17 protein-coding genes are annotated in these 20,945 nt (G+C 36.7%); 7 read left to right on the top strand and 10 right to left on the bottom strand.

Features of this window, described 5'->3' with window-relative positions; all coding sequences use genetic code 11:
* Positions 1-14: 14 nt before the first annotated feature.
* From meaB to ACYQ1E_RS10730, 3 genes are read left to right on the top strand one after another with little or no spacing between them, the layout of a single operon-like run.
* Positions 15-983, top strand: a complete 969-nt coding sequence (meaB, locus tag ACYQ1E_RS10740; RefSeq protein ID WP_459879101.1) for a methylmalonyl Co-A mutase-associated GTPase MeaB — start codon at positions 15-17, stop codon at positions 981-983.
* A 54-nt stretch (positions 984-1,037) separates the two neighbouring features.
* The gene (locus ACYQ1E_RS10735) at positions 1,038-1,337 is read left to right on the top strand and encodes a hypothetical protein (protein ID WP_459879099.1); all 300 of its coding nucleotides are present in this window, start codon (positions 1,038-1,040) and stop codon (positions 1,335-1,337) included.
* Positions 1,338-1,393: 56 nt separating this feature from the next.
* A complete protein-coding gene (locus ACYQ1E_RS10730) occupies positions 1,394-2,737 on the top strand; it encodes an MmgE/PrpD family protein (RefSeq protein ID WP_459879097.1) in 1,344 nt (447 codons plus the stop codon).
* Positions 2,738-2,854: 117 nt separating this feature from the next.
* Here the strand turns inward: ACYQ1E_RS10730 and ACYQ1E_RS10725 are convergent, their stop codons facing one another.
* Together ACYQ1E_RS10725 and ACYQ1E_RS10720 are read right to left on the bottom strand one after the other, a co-directional pair.
* Entirely contained in the window at positions 2,855-4,567 is a 1,713-nt protein-coding gene (locus ACYQ1E_RS10725) for a vWA domain-containing protein (RefSeq protein ID WP_459879095.1), read from the bottom strand.
* Between the two features lie 47 nt (positions 4,568-4,614).
* A complete protein-coding gene (locus ACYQ1E_RS10720; protein WP_459879093.1) occupies positions 4,615-5,487 on the bottom strand; it encodes a 7-cyano-7-deazaguanine synthase in 873 nt (290 codons plus the stop codon).
* A gap of 739 nt (positions 5,488-6,226) precedes the next feature.
* Between ACYQ1E_RS10720 and ACYQ1E_RS10715 the strand changes: the two genes are divergently transcribed.
* Together ACYQ1E_RS10715 and ACYQ1E_RS10710 are read left to right on the top strand one after the other, a co-directional pair.
* Positions 6,227-6,391: a benzylsuccinate synthase gamma subunit family protein gene (locus tag ACYQ1E_RS10715; RefSeq protein ID WP_459879091.1), complete on the top strand. Its 165-nt coding sequence runs from the start codon at positions 6,227-6,229 to the stop codon at positions 6,389-6,391.
* A 90-nt stretch (positions 6,392-6,481) separates the two neighbouring features.
* Positions 6,482-8,995 (top strand): pyruvate formate lyase family protein, encoded by a 2,514-nt coding sequence (locus tag ACYQ1E_RS10710; RefSeq protein WP_459879089.1) that lies wholly within the window; start codon positions 6,482-6,484, stop codon positions 8,993-8,995.
* Between the two features lie 126 nt (positions 8,996-9,121).
* Here the strand turns inward: ACYQ1E_RS10710 and ACYQ1E_RS10705 are convergent, their stop codons facing one another.
* From ACYQ1E_RS10705 to xerD, 8 genes are all read right to left on the bottom strand, one after another.
* A complete protein-coding gene (locus ACYQ1E_RS10705; protein ID WP_459879087.1) occupies positions 9,122-9,412 on the bottom strand; it encodes a hypothetical protein in 291 nt (96 codons plus the stop codon).
* Positions 9,413-9,515: 103 nt separating this feature from the next.
* On the bottom strand, positions 9,516-10,490 hold the full coding sequence (locus ACYQ1E_RS10700) for an electron transfer flavoprotein subunit alpha/FixB family protein (protein ID WP_459879085.1): 975 nt from the start codon (positions 10,488-10,490) through the stop codon (positions 9,516-9,518).
* The gene (locus ACYQ1E_RS10695; protein ID WP_459879083.1) at positions 10,490-11,272 is read right to left on the bottom strand and encodes an electron transfer flavoprotein subunit beta/FixA family protein; all 783 of its coding nucleotides are present in this window, start codon (positions 11,270-11,272) and stop codon (positions 10,490-10,492) included. The genes ACYQ1E_RS10700 and ACYQ1E_RS10695 overlap by 1 nt, the downstream gene beginning before the upstream one ends.
* A 16-nt stretch (positions 11,273-11,288) precedes the next feature.
* Entirely contained in the window at positions 11,289-13,355 is a 2,067-nt protein-coding gene (locus ACYQ1E_RS10690; RefSeq protein WP_459879081.1) for a 4Fe-4S dicluster domain-containing protein, read from the bottom strand.
* A gap of 67 nt (positions 13,356-13,422) precedes the next feature.
* On the bottom strand, positions 13,423-15,240 hold the full coding sequence (locus ACYQ1E_RS10685; protein WP_459879079.1) for an acyl-CoA dehydrogenase: 1,818 nt from the start codon (positions 15,238-15,240) through the stop codon (positions 13,423-13,425).
* A gap of 20 nt (positions 15,241-15,260) precedes the next feature.
* Entirely contained in the window at positions 15,261-15,866 is a 606-nt protein-coding gene (locus tag ACYQ1E_RS10680; RefSeq protein WP_459879077.1) for a TetR/AcrR family transcriptional regulator, read from the bottom strand.
* 547 nt (positions 15,867-16,413) lie between these two features.
* On the bottom strand, positions 16,414-19,089 hold the full coding sequence (locus ACYQ1E_RS10675; protein WP_459879075.1) for a CBS domain-containing protein: 2,676 nt from the start codon (positions 19,087-19,089) through the stop codon (positions 16,414-16,416).
* A gap of 5 nt (positions 19,090-19,094) precedes the next feature.
* Positions 19,095-19,997, bottom strand: a complete 903-nt coding sequence (gene xerD / locus ACYQ1E_RS10670) for a site-specific tyrosine recombinase XerD (RefSeq protein ID WP_459879073.1) — start codon at positions 19,995-19,997, stop codon at positions 19,095-19,097.
* 25 nt (positions 19,998-20,022) lie between these two features.
* On the opposite strand from xerD, the gene folK reads away from it, so the two are divergent.
* Positions 20,023-20,517 carry a 2-amino-4-hydroxy-6-hydroxymethyldihydropteridine diphosphokinase gene (gene folK / locus ACYQ1E_RS10665; RefSeq protein WP_459879071.1) on the top strand — a complete coding sequence of 165 codons (495 nt, stop codon included), beginning with the start codon at positions 20,023-20,025 and terminating at the stop codon, positions 20,515-20,517.
* A gap of 23 nt (positions 20,518-20,540) precedes the next feature.
* Positions 20,541-20,801 (top strand): transcriptional regulator, encoded by a 261-nt coding sequence (locus tag ACYQ1E_RS10660; RefSeq protein WP_459879069.1) that lies wholly within the window; start codon positions 20,541-20,543, stop codon positions 20,799-20,801.
* Positions 20,802-20,945 lie beyond the last annotated feature (144 nt).

Below are 20,945 nucleotides of genomic sequence, written 5' to 3'. Positions count from 1 at the left end.
AGAGGAGAAAAAAAATGGGTGTAGAATGGGAAAGTTTAATAGAAGGAGTAAAAAACAGAGATATCCGCGCCCTGGCGAAAATGATAACCAGGGTAGAGAATCGTGAGCCTGGATGGATGGAGGCTATGCGTCGCATTTATCCTTCAACAGGTAAAGCACATGTTATAGGAATCACAGGTTCGCCGGGCGCAGGTAAAAGTACATTAACAAATAAAATTACATCCGATCTGGTTAATCGGGGTCATAAAGTAGGAATTATAGCTGTAGATCCATCTAGTCCTTTCTCTGGGGGTGCGCTTTTAGGAGATCGTTTGAGGATGAAAGATGTGAGTCTTCTAGATGGTGTGTTTGTGCGTTCCATGGCTACAAGAGGAGCATTAGGAGGGTTGAATCAAGCTGCTAGAGATGTAGTAAAGATAATGGACGCTTTTGGAAAGGACTTCGTGATTATAGAAACCGTAGGAGTAGGACAGGATGAGGTAGAGATAGTAAAAACAGCTGATATAGTATTGGTGATTTGTGTTCCAGGCCAAGGTGATGCCATTCAAGCTATAAAAGCAGGTGTGATGGAAATTGCAGATATATATGTGGTTAATAAGGCGGATAGAGAAGGAGCTGATCAGGTGGTGTCAGACATCAGGGCAATGCTGGATCTAAGTACTGAGGAAAATGCACACAGGCCCCCAATCATGAAGACAATAGCAAGTACAGGAGAAGGAGTGCCTCAACTGGTAGCAACAGTATTGGATTTATTGAAAAAGGAATCACAAAAGAAAGAAAGGCAAAAATTACAGGTAAAGGAAGAAATACTGGTTATTTTAGAACAAGAGGTGGCAAAGTTTTTGCGTCAACAGTTTGATAAAAACGGTAAATTAGAAAAAAAGGTTCAAGAAGTAGTTCAAGGGAAAAGAGATCCCTATTCCATAGTCCAGGAAATGATTACCCCCTTGATGCGAGAGTTACAAGTATCTAATGCAAAATAGCGCTACAAATAAGAAAGATCTAAAAAACAGTAAATCTTTAAAGGAGGTTAAAAAATGGGAATAGCTGCATTTTTTGCGGGGATATTTCTCTTTAATGCAATACCGCATTTGGTTCAAGGAATATGCGGTAAGAGACATATGACACCATTTTCTCCAAAATCAGGACCTGCATTAAACGTTGTATGGGGATGGATAAATATATTAATTGGCCTGTGGCTCTTAAAGATGTCTAACGTAGGAATGTGGAAGTTTGGTGGATGGTTTGCATTTTGTATTGGGGGTTTTGCTATCTCTCTATCACTGGCGATATTTTGGTCTAATCCAGAAGCACGACTTCCCTGGCACAAAAAGTAAGTCCTTTAGTTAATGATGGCGGCTTATAGCCGCTAATTTTAAAGGAGGTTGAGACAATGGAGAAAGAAAAAATAGGTTTTACACGTGCAATTGCACGCTTTGTAGTTAATACAAAGGAAGATCAAATACCCAAAGAAGTTTATGAGCATGCTAAAATAGCTTTTATGGATTGGATTGCAGTAACAATCGGGGGTAAAGACGATCCGTTAGTTAAGATTCTTATTCGATATGCCGACATGATGGGTGGATATGAACAGGCCACAGTGCTTGGTCATGGCATAAAAAAAACAGTGAGTCAAGCCACTCTTATTAATGGAGCGGCTTCTCATGTACTTGATTACGATGATACGTTAAAGGCATTTTTAGGTCATCCCACTGTGACTTTGTTACCAAGTTTATTAGCACTTGCTGAATGGAAAGAAAAATCAGGTCAGGAATTGTTGACTGCCTATATAATAGGATTAAAAGCAGGTGCGACCATAGGTGCAAGCGCAGGATTGGATCACTATATGAGTGGATGGCATGCGACTTCCACCCTTGGTTACTTGGCCTCTGCAGCCGGATGTGCTCGTTTATTAGGATTAGATGAGCAGCAAACGGTTTATGCCCTTGGAATCGCTGCAACTCAATCCTCAGGGCTTAAAAGAAATTTTGGAACAATGTGCAAACCCTTTCATGCAGGAAGGTCTTCAGAAGGAGGACTTTTGGCAGCCCTTTTGGCTAGTGAAGGCTTCACCAGTGCTGAAGATATATTGGAAGGTCCTCTTGGTTTTTTTCAGGTATTAAAAGGTCAGGCAAATGAACAGATTCTAGAAACTTTAGGTAAAAGTTGGGAAATAGAAAATCTTGCTCAAAAATACCATGCCTCATGTCATGGCACCCATTCACCTATTGAGGCTGTATTGGGCATAATTGAAGAAACTTCTCTTACCCCTGACCAGATAAAATCAATAAAAATTTACACTTCTCAACTTGCAATTGATGCTGCTGGAAAGTTAGAGCCTAAAACAGGCCTTGAGGGTAAATTTTCTATCCCCTATTGTGTAGCCAATGCAGTTCTTAGAGGTAACACTGGTAGTGTCGCCTTTACTGATGAAAAAGTCAATGATCCTAAGGTCCAGGAATTTATGAAGAAAATATCAGTTGAGCTTAATGATAAATTCAATGCTTTGGAAGCTGAAGTTAAGATAGAAACCATTGACGGTAAAGTTTATTCTAAATTTTACGATATTTTAGAGATGATTCCAGGACTGGAAATAAAAAGAAAAAAGATCAAGGAAAAATTTCTCGATCTTTGTATTCCTCTATTAGGGAAGGAAAAGTCAGACCAACTAGTAGAAAAAATTCTTACTTTCGAAAAAGTACCCAATGTAAAAAATTTTGTGGCAGAGACATTTTAAAATTTTAAAAAATACTAATTTAGAGGGGATTCTTTTGGGTCCCCTTTTCTTTCTTGTAGTTCTTTCCACTAAATCACTTTTAAAAAGATTACCTTCCTTTTATCCTCTCTTCATAAGTTATTGTTGTAAAATTTTGTGTTTAAAAAGTCTCTCTAACCCAGTTGCCAGTGCAGTGATATGGTCCATAAAAAAGAGTTTCTCTGGAGGGAAGCAAGCTTTAAGAAAATCCCGTGTTTGCTGATTACACCCACAACCGATGGTAACAACATCTATATGTTTTTTTTGACAATATTTTATAGCCTCAGGTAAAGGCAGTCCACAATTGGAGGCACCATCAGTTATATGTATAATTAGACTTTTATTGTACTTTTTTTTCAACATTAAGGCAGCCGCTGCTATGGCCTGTCCAGAAGGAGTTCTTCCTCCAGGAACCACTGTGTATATTTCACCTCTTCTCCCAAGCAGTCGGGTAAGTATACATTGACCACCCTTTTCGTGATAAGCGTAAATCTCCAGATGATTGCGAGAATATCTTGACGCCTGAGCAAGGGAGACAAAGGTGCGTTCAGCAAAATCCCAGGGCCTAATAGATCCACTAAGTCCACCCATTGAAGCAGAAGCGTCAGCAACTATAATTATATTCCACAAATGTTCAGTATTTGGTTTATCCCTAAATTTGAATATTCTTCCGTCAATTGGAACTCTAAAAAGGCGACGTGCATCTATTTTCCCTTGAAAAAGCCCTCTTCTCATTCGTCTTTTTCTAGATCTCATCATAAAGACATCCTGTTTTAAAAAGATCTTTCTGAGTCGTTTCACCTGAATCTTGTCTGGAATGATTTGAGATTCAACAACACCATCTCTAATAATGGTTTGCATGGATACCGCATCAGGCGTTTCCACTACCCGTGCAACTTCTTTAGTTAAATCAGTATCTTCATCATCCATTAATGATTGAACCTTGTTAGCAAGGTCAGGATCCAGACCGTCAGAAGGAGTTTCTTTATTTTTGTGTAACTGCTTATCCTCCTCTGTATCACTTGGTTCAGACCTTTCTGCGCCTTCTTCTTTGAATTTGATAGAAGAAGATTCATCATTTAACTCAAACTTTTCCCACTCTGAAATGACACGTTGAATTTCCATACACATCTGTTCATATATGGTAACGCGTTCTTCTCTTCTTTTTCGTGGGTCTAATGTGGTTGTTAAATTAGTTATAAAATTTGTGTATTCTTGTAATATTTGTAGTGGCCTTTCATAATAGGAATGCAAAGGTGGTGGTAATTCACCTAAAATCGCTATCCTCTGCCATACACCAGCTAAACTACTAGGAGTGGGGGGTAGCGAAGGATCTCTAAAGGTTTTTTGTAATGTATTTTTCAGATATGCAACAAGATAATGAGGCCAACAAGGATGTGATAATACCCTTTTATAAACATAAATAACCTCACCAGCGTCAATCAGACTTTCAAGAAAGCGCAATTCAGTCTCAGGTGTCTTACAAAATTGTTTAATAACATTTTTCCTAACCCATTCTGTCCATTCCATAGAAGAAATGGCTTCTAAAACTACCTGTCCCACAAGACGATCAATTTTTTTAAAGGGAATGGGATATACTCCTTTTACTTGAGAGGGATCAAGATGTATTGAACTTTCGTCTGCCTCACTCATTCCTTTCCAGTATATAGGCCTTACATTTCTGCCAATATGACTCGCAACTTTACGTAAAGCCTTTAGAGTAAATGCCAACTCTGTTAATTCATTGGTGGAACGATTTTTTCTCCAGAATTTGGAATATCCTTCATCTATTATTGGAGGTTTCTTCACCATCACCAAGCTCCTACAATAATTTTTACGAGTTATAATTTTTTCTGATTTTATATCAAATTGAACATGCGTAATCCCTTCTCCATTTCCTGTGTGTAATATTGACGACACATTTCTATATATTCACCACAGGATTGACCGTCATACACTAACCAACGAAATATGCATACCGTCCATAAAGCAGCAGACGGGATTGTACACTGAATCTGTCTTGATGGAATTTGATGGGTCTTTTCTAGACGTTTATGATCCCTATGGTCGGTTATACCAGCTTCATAAAGTGCTTTACACCTCTCATCTGGATGTGAATTAAAGATAGGGGAATAATAGTTTATTCCTAAGTGGCGAAAAATTTCTGATGCTACCATCTTGACATCCTCAATTTGAGTTCCATCATCTAGTTGTTCCTCATTACTTCCGTCACAAAGATTGAAAATTTTTCTTTCTAAACAATATTTAATAGCCGCAATATGCATGGCAATTTTACATTGTAGACATTCATTAGCCATGAATAATTTATTTCTTTTTTTAACATAAGCCTCCCGTCCTTTTTTCACACCATGCCTATCCTCCCATAGCGGACCGATCTGTTGTTGTAGTACTTCTTTTTGAACTTGCCACTTTTCTTCGTGAGGAGTTATCTTTTGATATATATCTTCAAAATCAACAAATTCATGAATTATTTCTTTACTAGGTGCCGCTTTTCTCAAACGATATACAGCCTCCTCCACATTGGCCGGATTTCTAAATCCCTGTCTTACAAACGTAACCAAATAGATCTTATCAAATTCAGGTATCTGTGTCCATGCTGCATAAGTAGAATCAGTACCCCCAGAAAAAAGTATTCCTACCTTTTTATCTCTTGTAGTTTTGCCTTTAATCTCTTCTGGAGAATTTTTAAACCGATCTTTAGATATACCCATTTATTAGCTCCATTTCTAAAGGTTCAATTTTTCCAACTTGTTACGATTTTATAATTAATTTTAAATTTGGCTAATCTAAGCTGTATAAAATTTTGCAAATTTAATACCACTAATAGAAAAGCCCATACTTATAATAACTTGCTATATTGTTTTAGCAATTTTTTTATCAAATCGTGGAAATACACAAGCAACGAATTTAAAAAAATTTTTTTCTAATTGCAAAAAAATAGATTCATGTGTTTTGTCTATTGTTATGTGCTATTTAATAAATATTAAAATATAAGCGTTAACGCATGGTAAAAAATTCATTTATATAAAGTCTTAAATATATTCAGTATAATATTTATAAAATGTATGCTTAAAATGTATGCTTATAATCTCACTTCCTCCATTTTAATACGAAATTAGGACTATTAGGGTAAAGTTTAAAAATTTTGGACAAAATGTCTCGTAAAGTCAATATGACTCATTTTTAATAATTTTAATTATTTCAAAGAATAAGTTTTATACACATTAAAAAAAAAGACATGTTGTCTGATTTGAAAAAAAGGGAGAATAAAACATCTTAACATTGAACGTAAAAATCTTTTAAATTAAATATGTTATATCCATTTGCAATTTATGGCATAGAGAATGCAATTGTAAGGGCGACAAAAAAAAATTAACAAAGAGATGGTAAAAGGTAACAGTTTATAGATGAAGACAAATCAAAAAAATATAATAATAGGAGGTGATAAATATGGCCACATGTAAAGAATGTAAAAATTTCTTTCCCTTAGAGGATGATCCTTCAACAGGGGATTGCGTTATGAGGGTGGTTGATCCACGACAGGCCTATTATAAGGCTAAGCCCGTAGATGCCGACCAGGATGCTTCTAATTGCCCATCCTTTCAGAAAAAATAGGAAGTTGTAAGTCAGATCAGAGATTATGTTTGAGTAAGCTTTTAAAGTAAACCAAAAAATTAAAAAGAATTTATAGCTTAGGAGGCAAAGATGGAAAAAAGCTTGGCAAGCCAAGAATTGGATAAGAGCGTTGAGCAGCTTGAAAAAGAACAAAAATGGTGGTTTGTAGCTGAGAAAAAACGGTCAAAACGATTGGACTACCTGAGAAAAGCAGTTTGGAAAAAGGGAGCTATTGGTGGAAACTATAATCCAGGAATAAAGGTTGATCTTGAGAGACCAATACTCTTTACAGAGGCATGGAAAGAAAACGAGCATGATCCTATCATGTTGAGAAAGGCCAAGGCCCTTGCCCATGTTTTGGATAATATTACTATTTTTATCACTGACTATGCTCAATTAGTAGGATATGTTGGAAGTTTACCCCATACGCTGCAATGGTTCCCAGAAGGGGTTAGCATGGTAAATGAAGAGGTTTATAATGAGCCAGGCATTATACCTGAGCCAGAAGAAGAATCCTTGAAGATTATTGCAGAAATCAATGACTATTGGAATGGTCAGACCGCAGTGGATAAACTTGTAAGGATTCTAGATCCAGAAGATGCTGTAAAATTTGTAAGTGGAGCAATTGGTTGGGGAGTACCTACTTCAGCTTATGGATATGCGGGAAAAGACTATGAATATATTATGACAGGTAAGCGGGGTTTTGAAGATATTCTAGATGAAATTGATAGACGGATAGAAGAGGCCGAAGAAAAAACTTCAGGTAATCCTGGTCCTGAGCTTCTGCCACTATATGATCGCATTCAAAATTGGGAGGCCATGAGGATTATTTTGGAGGCAGCTATTCGCTATGCAAATCGTTATGCCAGACTTGCCAGAATTATTGCTGAGAACTTTGAGACTGACCCAAAAAGAAAAGAAGAACTTCTACGCATTGCTGAGACCTGTGAACGTGTGCCTGCTCATCCACCCAGAAATCTCCAAGAATCTTTTCAGTTTGACCACTTTATCCAGGTGTTAGCAAGATTTGAGGCATATGAAGGTGCGTGGCCAGCACGTCCTGATTACTATCACGGTCCTTATTATGACAAAGACGTAAATATTGATAAGAGATTAACAAAAGAAGAGGCCCTTGATCTTGTGGGTGAATTTCTTATCAGGGCCTATGAGGTAGGAATGTTTGCTCCTAGATGGGCAAGAGAAGGACTCCAGGGTATTACTGGTACCTGGGTCTGGACCTTGGGAGGAGTTAAACCGGATGGTACTGATGCATGTAATGATTTGACAATTGCCTTTTTACAAGCAGCCAGACTCGTGCGAGTCTCTAATCCCACCTTTGGTTTCCGTTGGCATCCCCATGTAAAAGATGAAGTAATGCGGGAATGTTTCGAGTGTATACGCCATGGATTGGGTTATCCATCAATGCGAAATGATCCCATTTTAGTTGCCAATGCCATGCACTGGCACAAACACCCATTGGAAGAGGCAAGGTTATGGGTACATCAGGCTTGCATGTCTCCATGCCCTACTACCAAACATGGTTTTCAACCTTTCCGTATGGCCTCTGCCACCGCAAACACAGCTAAAATAGTAGAGTATGCCCTTTTTAATGGTTACGATAATGTGGTGAAGATGCAGATGGGACCAAAGACAGGGGATGCAAGAAAATTCAAGGATTTTGAAGAACTCTTTCAGGCCTGGGTAAAACAGATGGAATGGTTGATGAATATTTTGGTACGCACGATCAACCTAGGCAGAGTCAAGGATCCTGAATTCTTCGGACGTCCTTTTCTCTCAGCTATCTCACAAAGGTCCGTTGAGAGTGGTCTTGACATAGTAAATCCTGAGGGAGAGAGAGGAAATGCATGGGTAACCTTTTTCACATGGGTAGAGAATATAGATAGCCTTGCAGCGGTAAAGAAACTTGTATTTGAAGAGAAGAAATATACCATGGATGAGCTTTTAACTGCGCTAGAAGCCAACTGGGAAGGATACGAAGAGATGCGTCTTGATTTTGTTAAAAACGCACCTAAATGGGGCAATGATGATGACTATGTTGATGAAATTATGGTGCGCTGTCTAAATGAAGTGGCCCGTCATTCCAAAGAGATGAAATGTCCATCAGGGAATCCCTGGCCAGCATTACCTGAGAACGTAAGTGGTAATATCCACTATGCAAACATAGTAGGAGCCCTTCCCAATGGTCGTAGACTTGGAGATGCACTCTATGACGGCGGAATATCTCCAGGACCTGGTTTGGATAAAAAAGGTCCAACTGCAGTGCTAAAATCATGTGGTAAGATAGACCACATAGGACATGGACGTGCCTTTTTGCTAAATCAACGTTTGTCACCTACTCAACTTGCAGGAGAAAAAGGATATCAATTGTGGAAGGCTTATATGAAAACCTGGGCAGAGCTAGGATTAGATCATGTTCAATTTAACATGATAGATGATGCAACTCTAAGAGCAGCACAGAGGGATCCTGAAAAATATCAGGAGGTTATAGTGAGAGTTGCTGGCTACAGCGCCCATTTTGTAGATATAAGCCGTAAGACTCAAGACAACATTATTCAAAGAACAATTCAGGAATTAGGCAAATAAAAATCTTTAACCCCGACCATTTAACTGGTCGGGGTTAAAAAGTACTAAAGTCAAACAAAAATATTGGTTACCTTACTAACCTCTGATATTTAATTCTTGTCAAATATAATCTCTTAAGAATCTCATCTATGAATTAGTAAATTCAATATCTATTGAATGTTCATAAGCTGGAATATGTATAGAAATTTTTTCTTCCCCAATATCCAGAGTTATTTGCTCCTCATAACCCCCACTTAATTCAGGATATTTTGACCTTAGCATGGAAAAATTCAAATTTTTTAAAGCTAATTCCAGACCAGCTATTTGAGATTCATTTATTTTTGTAGGATCTTTAAAATAATTAGATATAGCCCTGTTATATAATCCTTTTAAAGCCGTTTCTATACAGTGATTCTTTAAATCAATTTTGAATTTCATTTTTTATTAGTCCAGTTTTTTGAAGAGATAAAAAAATACTACACTACAGAATCTGTAGTGTAGTATTTTTCAGGTGTAATTAACAAGCAAACAATGATTTAGTTTATTTCATTTCTTTAACTTTTTCAGTTAATACTGGTAAGAATTCAATACAATCTTCAACTACACCAACATCGGCAACCTGGAAAATTGGAGCCTTTGGATTTGTATTAATTGCAACGATAAATGGATTTCCTTTGATACCAGCAACATGTTGAAAAGCTCCACTAATACCAACGGCAATATAAACCTTTGGTTTAACCGTCTTACCGGATGTTCCTACCTGTCTGGAATGGTCAAGCCACTTTGCATCAACAACTGGTCTTGAACAAGAGACTACGCCACCTAATGCCTCAGCCAACTCTTCTGCCAGTTCAATATTCTCCTGTTCACCAATACCACGTCCAACAGATACCAAAATATCTGCCTGTGTAATATCTACATCTCCTACTTCAGCTTCCTTTATTTCTATAAATTTTCTCTTGGCTTCAACATCTCCAGCATCGCCACTCTTATCAACAACTTGACCGCTTGCTCCTTTTGATTCATCAGGTTCAAAGGATCCAGGTCTAATTGTAATAACCAAGCCATTTGACATGTCAGCCTCAACGTGGGTGTATACCTGCCCACTAAATTCCTGCCTGATAGCTACTACTTTATCTCCTTCAACTTTGTCTATACCAATGACATCAGGTATATAAGAGGCCTCCATTTTCACAGAGAGTCCAGGAGCTAAATCTATCCCAAATGTATCATGGGGAATGAGACAAACAGATCCTTTAGGTAAGATATTGACAAGCATTGGCCTGATAATTTCAGCATTGGGATAAGTAAGATCTGCTTTGTCAACTTTCCAAACAGTATTATAAGTTTTGGCAGCCTCTTCACATGCCTTGTTCAAATTATCGCCTGTTCCAAATACTAATGCAACTACATTGGCAGATTCATCTATTTTCTTAGCTGCGTTTATTAATTCCAATGCAGAGTCGTCTAACACTCCATCGTGATGTTCTATATATACAAAAATTTCTTTACTCATTATTTGATTCCTCCTTTGGCTTTCAAGAGTTCAACCAACTTCTCTGCTATTTCCTCCATGTCACCTTCTAAGATCTCAGCACCTTCTCCCATTTCTGGAATAAAATAGTCTAACCTCTTCACCTTTGGTGCAACATCGTCTTCTGAAAGCCCAAGGTCCGATAGTTCCATCTCAGGTATATCAACACCAGCTACTTTTCTAATTCCCCTAATACCAACATATCTGGGTTCATTTATACCTGTTTGAATAGAAAGTACACAGGGCATTTTTATTTCATTAATTTCCTGATTTCCTCCTTCAATTTCCCTCCCAATCTTCAATGTATTGTCGTCAATTATCTCAATGTAGTTTACCAATGAAGCATAAGGAAGATCTAAGAGGGCTGCCAACATACCACCCACCTGAGCGGCTCCATCATCTGCCTGAGCACCTGTTAAAATCAAGTCATAATTACCTTTTTCAACCACTGCCTTCAAAGCCTTGGCAATACCTAAACCATCTGTTTCTTCCAATGTCTCATCATTCACGTGAATTCCTTTATCCGCACCCATTGCCATTTCACGTCTAAGCACCTCATCTGCTTCTTCATCACCAACAGTTACAACAGTAACAGAACCTCCCACTTTATCTTTGATCTGGATTGCTTCTTCTACAGCATAGTTGTCCCACTCATTTACTGAATAGACCAAATCGTCTCTCTCAATATCGGTGCCATCACTATTGATCTCAATTTCATTTTCCGCTGGATCAGGAACCCTTTTTACACAAACTAAAATTTCCATACTCACCTCCCACTAATTATTCTATTATTAATTGTTTAACTATTAATTCTGTTAAATCCATTACCTGAATTTTTCCCTCAAAGCCAGTAGTTTTTACTCCATCTTCCAAATGAGTTAAACAGAAAGGACAGCATACAACAATTACATTAGCACCAACTTCATCGGCCATTTTCACCCTTACCTGTCCCATACGCTGTTCCTCATTTGGGGCCTCATAAAAGAGCATAAGTCCACCACCACCACAACAAAAAGACCTATCTTTATGCCTCTTCATTTCAACTCTTTTTAGTCCTGGGATTGCATCCAAAACCTTTCTTGGAGCATCATATATAAGGTTATGTCTTCCTAAATAACAGGGATCGTGATAAGTAAAGACTAGGTTGGAATCTTCAATGGGTTTAAATTTAAGTTTGCCCTCATTTATTTTTCTCAAGAGATATTCTGAAATATGTTCAACCGGAGGAATCCCCTCATAATCCTTCTTTAAGGCATTATATGCGTGAGGATCGGCAGTTATTATTCTTTTACATCCAGATTGTAGTATTGCATCAATATTTTGATCCCTTAAAGAGAAAAAGAGCATTTCTTCTCCAAATCTCCTGACCTCATGTCCTGAATCTTTTTCGTTTTTTCCCAGAATGCCAAAGTCTTCACCACATGCATGTAATATCTTTACAACTGACCGTGCTATTTCATTTGCACGTTCATCATAGGACGTAGCACTATCCACAAAATAAAGTGTTTCTACTTGAACTTTTTTACCAACAATTTTCACTTCTACATCTTCTAAGGACTTGGTCCAATCTGCTCTCTTTTTTTCCATTTTGCCATATGGATTTCCCCGCTTTGCCAGTGCATTCAATGGCTTTTGAAGAGTCTGAGGAACTAAACCTTCGTCCACCATTCCACGTCTTAAATCAACTATTTTATTGATGTATTCATTTAATACTGGACATTCTTCTTCACAGGATCCACATGTTGTGCATGACCAAATTTCATCTTCCTCATATATAGTTCCAATCAAGGGTTCTTTTGGTTTTATCTCCCCTAATACTGGAAATCTCTCAAAAATGTGTTCTCTTGCCTTGATGGTTAAAAACCTAGGAATTAAAGGCCTTCCCACTGCATTTGCTGGACACATATCAGCACACCTTCCACAATCCACGCAAGTATAAAAATCTAAAATATTTTTCCACGTGAAGTCTTCAATATATTTAACACCTAAGTATGGTAAATTGTCCAGTTCCTCTTCAGACACACCGTATTTAACTGGCTTAACTGTTCCACGTTCCAGTTTTGCAAAGTAAACATTGAAAATGGAGGTTATAACATGAAAATGTTTGCCAAATGGCAAAAAACAAAGGAAGAAAAAGAAAACCATATCATGAATAAAATATGATGTAGTGTTGAGAAATTGTAATAAACCCTTGGGAGCACCACTCAGCACCTTGGAAAAGAACCATGCTATAGTTAAAGGTGGTAGAAATTCAGCATGTAGCCCTTGTTGTTTCTGTGCCGCAACAATAGAGGCGCTGTAAAGACTTTCAAATATCATAAGAGTACTGATAAGTCCTAACACAAATAGGGCCTCAAAGGTATGGTCTTTACCGTATTTAGGAGGAACTTTGTATCTTTCAGGCGTAAAAATACCTCTTCTTATGCCTGCTACAATACAGGCAATTAACACAAATGTAGCCGCGTAGTCTTTAAAAAAATTGTAAATAGACCCCAAAAATCCCTTTAGGCCTGGAAAGGTAAAATCAGGATTAAACCCTTCTATAACCAGAGAGGTAGAACGAATTGACAAAATAAGAAATCCAGCAAAGATCACTATGTGAATTACACCAGCCACTAAATATCTAGGCTGTTTATACTGGCCTAACCAAAATTTTAACACATTTTTTAATCTCTCTTTAGGCCTGTCAAATCTAGGATCAGGTTGAGCCTTTGCCAGGGGAATAAGCCTCCTGGCCATTATATAGCAAAAGGCTAAAATTCCCACCAGGGGAACCAATATAGCAAGAAGTGAGAGAGGTATTCCCAGTATCGTTACCTTTGCAACAGGAGTTAATACCATTTCCATAATTCACCTCATAAATTTTTTTTGGGGCGAAACCTCGCCCCATTTTCAATTAAATCCCAGCTCCCTATTATTTACCACCAAAAGAATCTTCATCAATAGAAGCCACAGTATCCTTCATATTCAGTATCATATTCATCTTACCCATTGTAATAGGAAGGATAGAATAAATAAAGTATTCAATATTCTTTATCTGACCATTATAAAAAGCAATATCTTTTTTCTTTGCTTTTTCCAATGCCTTTACTGCCACTACTGCTCTCCAAAGAAGCATCCACGCCATAACAACATCTCCTACCACTTCCATAAATGGATAAGCATGGGCAAATGCAGTCAATATTTCAGCACTCATGGCCTTACCACCAATAGTCTGTGCCACTTCTCCCAACTTGTTTAAGGCCTTTTCTAATTCTTCAGCAAAAGGTTTAAGCGCATCAATTGCCTTTGCCTCTGCTACAGTCTTCTGGATTTCCCCCATAACATCCATAAATGCCTTGCCCTTTTTTAGGCCCAATTTCCTGCCCAAAAGGTCCATGGCCTGGATACCATTAGTGCCCTCATAAATCATTGTAATCCTGCAATCCCGTACAAACTGTTCCATTGGATATTCTTTTGTGTACCCATATCCGCCGAATACCTGTACACCCCAATTAGTTACTTCATAAGATCTATCTGAACCATAACCTTTGCAAATTGGAATTAATACATCAATAATATTTTGATATTTTTCTTTTTCTTCTTCACTCTCAGTAACTCTCTTTAAATCTTCCAAAAGTCCAACATACCAGAGTAAGGAACGAAGTGCTTCCACATACACCTTCATGTACATAAGCATCCTTCTAACATCAGGATGCTGAATTATAGGTACTGCAGGAGCACTTTTATCGCGTAAATTCTTTAAATGACGTCCCTGAATCCTTTCCCTAGCATAATTTACAGCTTCTAAATAGGACGCAGATGCCATTGCAGCACCCTGGGAACCCACAAGCAGTCTAGCCTGATTCATCATGAGAAACATTTCTCTCATACCCTTATTTTCTTGACCTAGAAGCAGACCACGACATTTACCTTTACCACCCAATGCTAAAGAACAAGTAGCACTGCCGTGGAGTCCCATTTTTTCTTCAATACCTGTACACACTATATCATTAAACTCACCTAATGAGCCGTCTTCATTGACCCAATATTTTGGGACAATAAAAAGAGAGATTCCATCGGTTCCTGGAGGAGCCCCTTCGATTCTTGCTAGAACTGGATGAATAATGTTTTCTGTAAAATTCTGGTCACCACCTGTAATAAAGATCTTGTTTCCAGTAATAGAATATGTACCATCATCATTTTTTACAGCCGTGGTTGTCAGCGCACCTACGTCAGAACCTGCTTGGGGTTCAGTAAGAAGCATTGTCCCGGCCCATTCTCCTGTGTAAAGTTTCTTTAGAAATAATTTTTTTTGTTCATCAGTTCCAAAGGCCTCAATCAAGTGACCAGCGCCAACTGTAAGTCCCATGTAGATCTGAAAGGAAGGATTTGCCCCAATAAAATAATTGTCTGCTGCCATGGCGACTGAACGAGGCATACCCTGTCCCCCCCATTCTGGACTTTCAGCCATGCCTATCCATTCACCTTCTTTCAGTAATTCATACACCTTATGAAATTCTTCAGGAACATAGACCTTCCCATCTTCAAGTTTGACCCCTACGTCATCACCAATCTTGTTTGTTGGTAAAATTTCGTTAATTGCTAGATTCCTAGCTTCCTTTAAAATTAATTCAATGGTCTTTTTGTTAAAATCTGCATACTTCTCATACTTCTCACTCAACTCTTGCACCTTTAATTGTTCAAAAAGAACAAAATCAACATCCCTACGATCTGCTAATTGTTGTGCCATAGCTAACTCCTTTTTTTTAATTATTTTTCTTTGTCACTGCCAATGCCCTTTACAATTAAATCCATCAGGGGATCGGCCATTGAAGATAAAGTATATTTTTTCGAAGTGTAAACCCAAGTGGTTATCACTTCATCAATCGCCCCTACCATCATTTGTTTCACTAAAGGAATAGAAAGACCTTTTCTAATAGTCCCCTCCCTTTGTCCCAACTCTACAATCTCTTTTACCAATTCAAAGTATAAAGCAGACATTTCTTTGATTTTATCTTTTGACAAATTGGTTCGTTTTTTCGACTCTACCAAATAGACTATTGCCATTTCTCTATTATTTTCAAAAGATCCTAAATGACTATGAATCAATCTCCTGAGTTTATCTAAAGCACTCCTACCCTTTTTCACCTCCTCTTTAAATCCTGCAAAAATTTGTTTGGTTTTAATTGAAAAAAAACTTTTTAAGATATCATCTTTGTTTTTAAAATATAGATAAATCGTGCCATCTGCTACACCTGCTTCTTTGGCTATTTGAGAAATAGTAGCTTTATAATAACCGTGTTTTGAAAAGGTTTTTATAGCAGCTTCTAAAATCCTCTCAAATTTTTCATTTTTTTTACTTTCCCTATTCTGCATAAACTATTTTTTCTAATTTATTAAAATTTTTTAGAAAAAATCTGAATAATAATTCAGTCACTTTGGATTTAGCAAAATTTGAAATAAAATGTCAAGCCTAATTAAGAATTAAAAAATAACCATTAAAATCTATAAATCATAAACATTCATTTTATTTTACATAATATTTAGTTTCAAAAACTATATTTTAGCAAGCTATAAAACAAAATCACTTTTCTAAAATTAGGGTATCTGTTCCAGATTGAAGGACAAATATTGTGAACAATTTGTTATTTCGTAGAGTTTAACAGCCTACTTTAGTATTAACCCTAAATCCCCTATCACATATCGCTCCTTTATCAGATTTATATCATACTATCGCTTCTATTTAAGGCACTGCCCATAACCAGACATGGACTTCATTTTTACTTTTTTAATTCACTGCAACAGCTATTACTTAAGCTTTTTGGTTATTGCTATTTCCGCCTCTAAACCATATTTATATTTCTAATATTTTTTACCACTACCTATGCAATAGACTCTATTTTTTATTTTAACTAGCTTCAATTCAGACAGAGTAATTAGAATTGGTTGTTTTTTTTGCCAATTTTTTAGCTAAATCAAGTTGGGCTTCTCTGTGTGGTGCTTTTCCATCAATCTTTGCTTTAAGGATTTCCTTTAAAATATATCCATATTGAGGTCCTGGAATTATACCCATATTTTTTAAATCATGGCCAGTAATATCAATCTTTATATCTTTCAATTTACTCAAATATAAAGAAATTATCTTTTTTATCTGTTCTAATTTAGATGATGCCATTAAAAATAAAATACCCTCCACAGGTACTGGAGACAGAATAAAATATAAATCGCTAAGGGGACTTCTGTTTTTTTGGTATTTATAAAGTTGTTGTCCTACTCTCTTTATTTGTTCCCAAATTGATATTAAAAATTCTGTCTGAGTTTTGGATAAATTTAATCTATTACAGACAGAACTTACTTCAACAGTATTTGATTCATAAGTTAGTGCCAGGAAAAATACTATCCATCTCGTGGGTGTAGGAGAAGTATATAAAAGAGAGTACCAATTCAAAACCTTTTTCAATTCTTCTAATAATTTATTTTTTTTATTATTTAATTTTAATACTGGATGTATTTTATACAATATATCAAAGTGTTCCATTCTCTTTAAACATGGAATTGGATCTTCTTCTTCCAGGATCAGCTTCAACTCATGAAAAATTCTGCTACCAGACAATTTACTTAGCATATCCAATTTTAAGGCATTTTTTATAAGCCGTTCTGTCTGGACTCCCAGTGTAAAATTATATCTCTGTTCAAATCTTAGGGCACGAAGTATCCTCGTTGGATCTTCAATAAAACTAAGAGAATGTAAGACCCTAATCTTTTTTTCTTTGATGTCTTTTTGGCCTCCAAAAAAGTCAACTAATCTTCCAAAATTTTGTGGATTTAATTCAACGGCCAGGGCATTTATTGTAAAATCTCGCCTAAAAAGATCCAATTTTATTGAAGAAAGTTCTACTGTTGGCAGGGCTGCTGGGTGCTCGTAGTATTCTAACCTTGCTGTTGCAACGTCTATTTTCTGTCCATCTGGCAAGATCACCACTGCAGTTTGAAACTTTTTGTGTGCCCTAATCCTTCCCCCTAAGCTCCTGGCAAACTTTGCCGCAAATTTAATACCATTACCTTCAACTACTAAATCAATATCCAGATTAGGACGTGACAGAAATATATCCCTCACAAAACCCCCTACTGCGTATACATTATATCCCAATTTCTCACCAAGTTCCCCGGCCTTTTTTAAAATATTAAATATATGGTCGGGTAATCTATTTTTCATAAGGGACCTTACGTTCTTTTCCTGCTTCCTTTCAGGTGAAAGTGCTTCTGGTATCCTGGCAGGCTCTTCCACCATCCAATTTATAAGATCTGTCCTGGTAACCACCCCAATCACTTTGCCATTTTCTACTACAGGAACAAGTCTCTGACGATGATCTATTATAATTTCCATTATCTTATATAAATTATCTTTAGGTTCAACAGTAGAAATGTTTGTCCTCATATATTCTGATACAGGCAAATCACCCAGTCCGTGAGAATTTGCCTTTTCAGCAACCTGATGTTCTAAAATTCCAACACACCTGCCTCCTTCTTTATCCAGGACAGGAACAGCCTTTAAACCATAATGGGTCATGATATGGGCCGCCCTGGCAAGGGTCTCTTTTTCTGTAACACACCGTGGAGGAGATGACATCAATAAAGATACTTTTATTTCTGGATTGATATAAGAATAGAGCAAACCAAATAATTCATCTTCTACCTGAGATAGAGTTTTGTCCTTTATAGTAGCTGAAGCAGCATAAGGGTGTCCTCCTCCACCTAATGAAGCACAAATTTTTCCAACATCGACCTGAGGAATTTTACTCCTTGCTATGACAAAAATACGATCCTGCATCCTTGCTATGACAAAAATAACAGAAATATTTTCCATTTCTATCAATTTATGAACAACAAGTGCAAAGTCTTTTACATAGTAATCTGTTGAAATTGTAGTAATATATACATCAATACCATTAATATTGTGTTTGGATAGAGATTCTATGAGGCTATTTAACAGGGAAACCTGTTGAACATCTAGGTCCCGGTGCATAAAATCAGAAATCAAAATAACATCCATCCCCTTTTTTCTCAGCCAGGCTGCAGCCTCAAAATCCTCAGGTTTTGTTGATGAGAACAAAAATCCCCCTGTATCCTCATAAATTCCTATACCCATTATAGTTGCTTCTTCAGGGGTAATATTAATTCCCCTATCTTTTAGGATTAATACCAAAATAGATGTAGTTGCACCTATCTCTCTTACAACCTTTTTATCTGCATCAATATCTTCTTGTGTGTCAGGATGATGATCAAAAACGTGTACTTCAACATCTCTTTTTTCTAGAATTGGTTTTATGTGGCTTATGCGAGATATCTGTCTTGTATCGCATATAACAACCCTTTTAACCGCATCTATATCAATATCCTTTATAGTGTGAAAATTAAGCAAATATGTTGTGCTTTGAATAAAAAAATTTCTCATGGATTTTTCTTGAGTACTCGGAAAGATCAAAACAGCCTCTGGATAAAGTTTACGCGCAGCCACCATTGAAGAAATGCAGTCAAAATCAGCATTCCTATGGCAGGTAATGATGGTTTCTGCCTTGATTTTTTTTCTCTGGTTCATAATTTTTATGCCCTTGGATGATATTTTTTGTGCATTTCAAGAATTGTTGATGTCTGGATATGGGTATAAATCTCTGTTGTGGAGATATCAGAATGACCCAACAAAATTTGAACAGATCTAAGATCAGCCCCGCCCTCTAAAAGGTGTGTTGCAAAACAGTGACGCAAGGTATGGGGTGATATATTTTTTGTTATTCCTGCCTTTTTAGCATAATATTTTATTATCTTCCATATGGCCTGTCTGCTTATTGGCCTTCCAAATCTATTTAAAAAAACATTATCTGTTTTTGGTGAAAATTTTGGGCGTATATTTTCTATATATTCTTCTAACAGTTTTAGCCCTTGTATATGAACAGGAACTACCCTCTGTTTATCTCCCTTTCCTGTGATTCTTAAAAAACCTCCTTCAAAATCTATGTCAAATAGAATTAAATCACATAACTCTGAGACCCTGAGCCCAGATCCATACATGAGCTCCAACATTGTCCTGTCCCTAAAACCATACTTGGTGTTTAAATCAGGTGATTCTATCAGGCGAAATACTTCCTCTTTGGTCAACACATCAGGCAAGGTCCTGGAATATTTTGGGCCGTCAAATAGACGGGCAGGATTATTTTCCATAACATTCTCTGACACGAGAAAGTCAAAAAAACCCCTAATAGAGCTGAGGATTCTCGAAAGGGTCTTATTAGAGATCCCTTTTTGTTTCAGGCTTAAAAAAAATAAAAACAAGATATCTTCATTGACCTGAGTTAATTTTACCCCTTTTTCTTCCAGAAAATTCAAAAAATTCACAAGATCCGACTCATAAGCATAGATGGAATTTTCAGCTAAACCCTTGACCACTATAAGGTGTTCGATATACCTATCAAGGAGTGAATTTAAGAGAATTTTTTTTGATTTTTGCATAAATTTTAACTCACGGATAAATAAAATGGCCACGGCCTATATTTCCCTTGGATCTAACATGGGAGATCCTAGAGAAAATCTTAATAGTGCAATAAACTACTTAAAAAAAGACCCAAACTTAAGCATATTAAAGACATCATCTGTTTATTTTACTGAACCTCAAGGGTTAAAAGAACAGCCCTGGTTTGCAAACCAGGCAATTAAACTCAATGTAAATAGATTTACACCTATAACTCTTTTACAAAAATTACTCAAGATTGAGAACATGATGGGAAGAAAAAGAGATATTAGATGGGGACCAAGGATAATTGATTTAGACTTAATCCTATTTGATAACTTTATAATCCACACATCTGAACTTATCTTACCACATCCAAGGATGTTTCAAAGGGCATTTGTGTTAATTCCCCTCTTGGAAATTGAACCTCAATTAATTACCCCGGGCGGAAAAAAAATAAAACTCTATTTGGAACAGTTGAAGTACAAAATAAGGGGCAACAAAATCTGGCAATATGAGTAACCTTCACATTTAAGGAGTTTTTTATGTTCAAATTAGTAATAGTTTTTTTTGCTGGCTATTTGCTTTATAAGCTGATAACAGGAGAAAAAAAACATAAAGTGAAAGAAGATATCACAAAAAGAATTAAGGCTGGCGAGATGGTAAAAGACCCTGTTTGTAACACATATGTATCTATAAATTCAGATATACGAGTCAAAGACGGAGATAAAACATATTATTTTTGTTCTTATGAATGCAGGGATAAGTTTTTAAAAAAGATTAAAGAGAAGTCAGTCTCTTTTTAGGACGTATTGTAACAAATTTCAAGCTGATCCTTTGATAATTATATCTAAAAAGTTAGATGGAAAGAATTTGATAAAACATTTGCGACTAAGGCCAGAGAATTGCATTTGCAATGGCAATTTATGGTAATTCTGTAGTTCTGGTGT

Source organism: Desulfothermus naphthae (assembly GCF_054657475.1).
The sequence above is the reverse complement of the archived record's forward strand: the minus strand, read 5'-3'. Positions and strand labels throughout refer to the sequence as shown.

Bases quoted from the DNA above. Each gene is read 5' to 3' on its own strand.
- ACYQ1E_RS10695 (WP_459879083.1), bottom strand. From the start codon at position 11,272: ATGGAAATTTTAGTTTGTGTAAAAAGGGTTCCTGATCCAGCGGAAAAT.
- ACYQ1E_RS10715 (WP_459879091.1), top strand. From the start codon at position 6,227: ATGGCCACATGTAAAGAATGTAAAAATTTCTTTCCCTTAGAGGATGAT.
- ACYQ1E_RS10705 (WP_459879087.1), bottom strand. From the start codon at position 9,412: ATGAAATTCAAAATTGATTTAAAGAATCACTGTATAGAAACGGCTTTA.
- ACYQ1E_RS10685 (WP_459879079.1), bottom strand. From the start codon at position 15,240: ATGGCACAACAATTAGCAGATCGTAGGGATGTTGATTTTGTTCTTTTT.
- xerD (WP_459879073.1), bottom strand. From the start codon at position 19,997: ATGCAAAAATCAAAAAAAATTCTCTTAAATTCACTCCTTGATAGGTAT.
- ACYQ1E_RS10690 (WP_459879081.1), bottom strand. From the start codon at position 13,355: ATGGAAATGGTATTAACTCCTGTTGCAAAGGTAACGATACTGGGAATA.
- ACYQ1E_RS10735 (WP_459879099.1), top strand. From the start codon at position 1,038: ATGGGAATAGCTGCATTTTTTGCGGGGATATTTCTCTTTAATGCAATA.
- ACYQ1E_RS10700 (WP_459879085.1), bottom strand. From the start codon at position 10,490: ATGAGTAAAGAAATTTTTGTATATATAGAACATCACGATGGAGTGTTA.
- ACYQ1E_RS10730 (WP_459879097.1), top strand. From the start codon at position 1,394: ATGGAGAAAGAAAAAATAGGTTTTACACGTGCAATTGCACGCTTTGTA.
- ACYQ1E_RS10720 (WP_459879093.1), bottom strand. From the start codon at position 5,487: ATGGGTATATCTAAAGATCGGTTTAAAAATTCTCCAGAAGAGATTAAA.
- folK (WP_459879071.1), top strand. From the start codon at position 20,023: ATGGCCACGGCCTATATTTCCCTTGGATCTAACATGGGAGATCCTAGA.
- ACYQ1E_RS10680 (WP_459879077.1), bottom strand. From the start codon at position 15,866: ATGCAGAATAGGGAAAGTAAAAAAAATGAAAAATTTGAGAGGATTTTA.
- meaB (WP_459879101.1), top strand. From the start codon at position 15: ATGGGTGTAGAATGGGAAAGTTTAATAGAAGGAGTAAAAAACAGAGAT.
- ACYQ1E_RS10660 (WP_459879069.1), top strand. From the start codon at position 20,541: ATGTTCAAATTAGTAATAGTTTTTTTTGCTGGCTATTTGCTTTATAAG.
- ACYQ1E_RS10675 (WP_459879075.1), bottom strand. From the start codon at position 19,089: ATGAACCAGAGAAAAAAAATCAAGGCAGAAACCATCATTACCTGCCAT.
- ACYQ1E_RS10725 (WP_459879095.1), bottom strand. From the start codon at position 4,567: ATGGTGAAGAAACCTCCAATAATAGATGAAGGATATTCCAAATTCTGG.
- ACYQ1E_RS10710 (WP_459879089.1), top strand. From the start codon at position 6,482: ATGGAAAAAAGCTTGGCAAGCCAAGAATTGGATAAGAGCGTTGAGCAG.